This is a genomic window from Porticoccus litoralis (genome assembly GCF_030676955.1).
Taxonomy (GTDB): domain Bacteria; phylum Pseudomonadota; class Gammaproteobacteria; order Pseudomonadales; family Porticoccaceae; genus Porticoccus; species Porticoccus litoralis.
In genome coordinates this window covers 1-4,852 of record NZ_JAUUUU010000009.1, presented here as the reverse complement: position 1 = coordinate 4,852, position 4,852 = coordinate 1, and the positions used below count along the sequence as shown (strand labels likewise).

General features: G+C 54.0%; 3 protein-coding genes. 1 reads left to right on the top strand and 2 read right to left on the bottom strand.

The genetic code is table 11. The annotated features are described in order from the left end of the window. Positions 1–1,194, bottom strand: a complete 1,194-nt coding sequence (tuf, locus tag Q8A57_RS11100; RefSeq protein WP_305170170.1) for an elongation factor Tu — start codon at positions 1,192–1,194, stop codon at positions 1–3. A gap of 254 nt (positions 1,195–1,448) precedes the next feature. Between tuf (Q8A57_RS11100) and fusA the strand changes: the two genes are divergently transcribed. After that, positions 1,449–3,539, top strand: a complete 2,091-nt coding sequence (gene fusA / locus Q8A57_RS11095) for an elongation factor G (protein ID WP_305171178.1) — start codon at positions 1,449–1,451, stop codon at positions 3,537–3,539. A 128-nt stretch (positions 3,540–3,667) separates the two neighbouring features. Here the strand turns inward: fusA and tuf (Q8A57_RS11090) are convergent. Beyond that, positions 3,668–4,852 (bottom strand): elongation factor Tu (gene tuf, locus Q8A57_RS11090; protein WP_305169722.1); only part of this gene is annotated, 1,185 nt, incomplete at its 5' end.

Genomic DNA, 4,852 nt, shown 5'->3' with positions numbered 1-4,852 from the left:
TTACTCGATAACTTTAGCGACGACGCCGGCGCCTACAGTACGGCCACCTTCACGGATCGCAAAACGCAAGCCATCTTCCATCGCAATCGGTGCAATCAACGTCACTACCATCTGCACGTTGTCGCCCGGCATGACCATCTCAACGCCTTCAGGCAGCTCACAAGCACCTGTCACGTCAGTGGTACGGAAGTAGAACTGCGGACGGTAGCCTTTGAAGAACGGCGTGTGACGGCCACCTTCGTCCTTGGACAGCACATAAACTTCTGCTTCGAACTTGGTGTGCGGGGTAATGGTGCCCGGCTTCGCCAGTACCTGACCACGCTCAACTTCGTCACGCTTGGTACCGCGCAGCAGTACACCAACGTTCTCACCAGCACGGCCTTCGTCCAGCAGCTTGCGGAACATCTCAACACCGGTACAGGTGGTCTTGGTGGTGTCGTGGATACCGACAATTTCGATTTCCTCGCCCACTTTGATAATGCCGCGCTCTACACGACCGGTAACTACCGTACCGCGACCAGAGATGGAGAATACGTCTTCGATCGGCATCAGGAACGGTTGGTCAATCGCGCGCTCCGGCTCCGGAATGTACTCGTCCAGGGTCTCTACCAGCTTCTTAACAGCGGTAGTGCCCATTTCGTTATCGTCTTTGCCTTCCAGCGCCATCAGGGCAGAGCCGATGATGATCGGGGTATCGTCACCCGGGAAGTCGTACTGGTCCAGAAGTTCGCGAACTTCCATCTCTACCAGCTCCAGCAGCTCTTCGTCATCAACCATGTCGGCTTTGTTCAGGAAGACCACAATATAAGGTACGCCTACCTGACGGGACAGCAGGATGTGCTCACGGGTTTGTGGCATTGGGCCATCCGCTGCAGAACAAACCAGGATCGCCCCGTCCATCTGCGCCGCACCAGTGATCATGTTTTTCACATAGTCAGCGTGTCCGGGACAGTCTACGTGTGCGTAGTGACGGTTCGGTGAATCGTATTCCACGTGGGAGGTCGCAATGGTAATACCGCGCTCGCGCTCTTCCGGTGCATTGTCGATGCCGTCAAACGCCACCGCTGTACCACCCCAGACTTCCGCACACACGCGCGTCAGCGCCGCAGTCAGCGTCGTTTTACCATGGTCTACGTGACCAATCGTACCCACGTTTACGTGGGGCTTATTTCGTTCAAACTTTTCTTTTGCCACTGGAATACCCCTAAACTCAAAGGTTGGTTACGTTTACTGACTTCTGTTACACCGCGCACGACACGCAAACCTGCCAGCAAATTTTTTACAGCGGGCAATCTTATACGGCATTTTGTCTCTGTCAACGCCCCCAACCCTCTTTTCTTGTGAAAAATACAACCTTTTTTTCGTCGTCATGGATTTTCCTCTAATAATCCTGATGATTTCCGGTATAATCGCGCGCGTTTTATGGCCCATTGATATCGAGCATTGAAATGACTGACTTATCTCACTACAGGAACATTGGTATCTTCGCCCACGTGGATGCGGGGAAGACCACTACAACAGAACGTATTCTTAAACTGACCGGCAAAATTCATAAGACCGGTGAGGTGCATGACGGCGCCGCCACTACCGACTTTATGGAGCAGGAGCAGGAGCGCGGCATCACCATCCAGTCCGCTGCCACCACTTGCTTCTGGAAAGACCATCGTCTCAACATCATCGACACACCCGGACACGTGGACTTCACCGTAGAAGTTTACCGCTCTCTGAAAGTACTCGATGGAGGTGTTGGTGTGTTCTGCGGCTCGGGCGGTGTTGAACCCCAGTCAGAAACCAACTGGCGCTACGCCAACGAGTCAGAAGTTGCGCGGATTATCTTCGTCAACAAACTCGACCGTATGGGTGCTGATTTCCTGCGTGTCGTTGGACAAATCAAGAAAGTCCTCGGCGCCAACCCGCTGGTTATGACGTTGCCCATTGGTCGCGAAGATGACTTTAAGGGTGTTGTCGATGTACTCACTAAGAAGGCTTATGTCTGGGATGACACTGGATTGCCCGAAAATTACGAAGTCGTCGATATCCCTGCCGACATGGTTGATGATGTTGAACAATACCACCAGGAACTGGTGGAAACTGCTGTAGAGCAGGATGACGACCTGATGATGGCTTACATGGAAGGTGAAGAGCCATCCATTGAAGACCTGAAGCGCTGCATTCGTGCCGGCACCATCAAACTGGACTTCTTCCCCACTTTCTGCGGTTCTGCATTCAAGAACAAGGGGGTACAACTGGTACTGGATGCTGTCATTGACTACCTGCCGTGTCCAACTGAAGTAGACCCTCAGGATCTGACCGATGAGGAAGGCAATGCCACTGGTGAAAAAGCCATTGTTTCTGCGGACGAGCCCCTTCGCGCACTGGCGTTCAAAATCATGGATGACCGCTTCGGCGCGCTGACCTTTATCCGCATCTACTCCGGCGTACTGGAAAAAGGCATGACCGTGCTCAACTCTGCCACCGGCAAGACTGAGCGTATCGGCCGCATGGTTGAAATGCACGCCAACGATCGCAACGAGCTGGATCGAGCCCAAGCCGGCGACATCCTTGCTGTCATCGGTATGAAAAATGTTAAAACCGGCCACACCCTTTGTGACGTCAACAAGCCCTGCACCCTGGAAGCCATGGTGTTCCCTGATCCGGTGATCTCGATTGCCGTTAAGCCCAAAGATAAGGGCGGTTCAGAAAAAATGGGTATCGCCATTGGCAAGCTGGTTGCCGAAGACCCCTCCTTCCAGGTTGAAACCGACGAAGACTCCGGCGAAACCATTCTGAAAGGTATGGGTGAACTGCACCTGGATATTAAAGTCGACATCCTCAAGCGCACCTACGGTGTTGAGTTGGAAGTGGGCAAACCTCAGGTGGCCTACCGCGAAACTATTACCCAGCCGGTTGAAGACAGTTACACCCACAAGAAACAATCCGGCGGTTCCGGTCAGTTTGGTAAAATTGACTACCGCATCCGTCCCGGCGAAACCGGTTCCGGCTTCAAGTTTGAATCCACTGTGGTCGGCGGTAACGTACCGAAGGAATTCTTCCCTGCTATTGAGAAGGGCTTCAAATCCATGATGGAAGAGGGTCCGCTGGCTGGCTATCCGATGCTGGATGTAGAAATCGAGCTGTTCGATGGCTCATACCACGCAGTCGACTCCTCAGCCATCGCCTTCGAAATCGCCGCCAAAGGCGCATTCCGTCAATCCATGCCGAAAGCTGGCCCACAGCTGCTGGAACCGATCATGAAAGTTGACGTCTTCACACCCGACGACCACGTCGGCGATGTGATCGGCGATCTCAACCGCCGCCGCGGTATGATCAAGGACCAAGAGCCTGGTGTTACCGGCGTACGGGTCAAGGCTGATGTACCACTGGCAGAGATGTTTGGCTATATCGGCCATCTGCGCACCATGACTTCTGGCCGCGGCCAGTTCTCCATGGAGTTCTCGCATTACCTGCCCTGTCCGCAGCAGACTTCGGAAAAGGTTATTGCCGAAGCCAAAGCCAGAAAAGAAGAAGCCAGAAAGTAATTTTCTGGCAACTTCCAATAAAAAGCCCGGCAAGCAATTGCCGGGCTTTTTTGTTACTTAGCTCTATAAAACATCAGGCCACAAAAAAGGCCGCTCTTTCGGGCGGCCTTTTCTAAAGCAGCGTTCGATTACTCGATAACTTTAGCGACGACGCCGGCGCCTACAGTACGGCCACCTTCACGGATCGCAAAACGCAAGCCATCTTCCATCGCAATCGGTGCAATCAACGTCACTACCATCTGCACGTTGTCGCCCGGCATGACCATCTCAACGCCTTCAGGCAGCTCACAAGCACCTGTCACGTCAGTGGTACGGAAGTAGAACTGCGGACGGTAGCCTTTGAAGAACGGCGTGTGACGGCCACCTTCGTCCTTGGACAGCACATAAACTTCTGCTTCGAACTTGGTGTGCGGGGTAATGGTGCCCGGCTTCGCCAGTACCTGACCACGCTCAACTTCGTCACGCTTGGTACCGCGCAGCAGTACACCAACGTTCTCACCAGCACGGCCTTCGTCCAGCAGCTTGCGGAACATCTCAACACCGGTACAGGTGGTCTTGGTGGTGTCGTGGATACCGACAATTTCGATTTCCTCGCCCACTTTGATAATGCCGCGCTCTACACGACCGGTAACTACCGTACCGCGACCAGAGATGGAGAATACGTCTTCGATCGGCATCAGGAACGGTTGGTCAATCGCGCGCTCCGGCTCCGGAATGTACTCGTCCAGGGTCTCTACCAGCTTCTTAACAGCGGTAGTGCCCATTTCGTTATCGTCTTTGCCTTCCAGCGCCATCAGGGCAGAGCCGATGATGATCGGGGTATCGTCACCCGGGAAGTCGTACTGGTCCAGAAGTTCGCGAACTTCCATCTCTACCAGCTCCAGCAGCTCTTCGTCATCAACCATGTCGGCTTTGTTCAGGAAGACCACAATATAAGGTACGCCTACCTGACGGGACAGCAGGATGTGCTCACGGGTTTGTGGCATTGGGCCATCCGCTGCAGAACAAACCAGGATCGCCCCGTCCATCTGCGCCGCACCAGTGATCATGTTTTTCACATAGTCAGCGTGTCCGGGACAGTCTACGTGTGCGTAGTGACGGTTCGGTGAATCGTATTCCACGTGGGAGGTCGCAATGGTAATACCGCGCTCGCGCTCTTCCGGTGCATTGTCGATGCCGTCAAACGCCACCGCTGTACCACCCCAGACTTCCGCACACACGCGCGTCAGCGCCGCAGTCAGCGTCGTTTTACCATGGTCTACGTGACCAATCGTACCCACGTTTACGTGGGGCTTATTTCGTTCAAACTTTTC

Coding starts and splice junctions, on each gene's coding strand:
- fusA (WP_305171178.1), top strand. CDS start 1,449: ATGACTGACTTATCTCACTACAGGAACATTGGTATCTTCGCCCACGTG.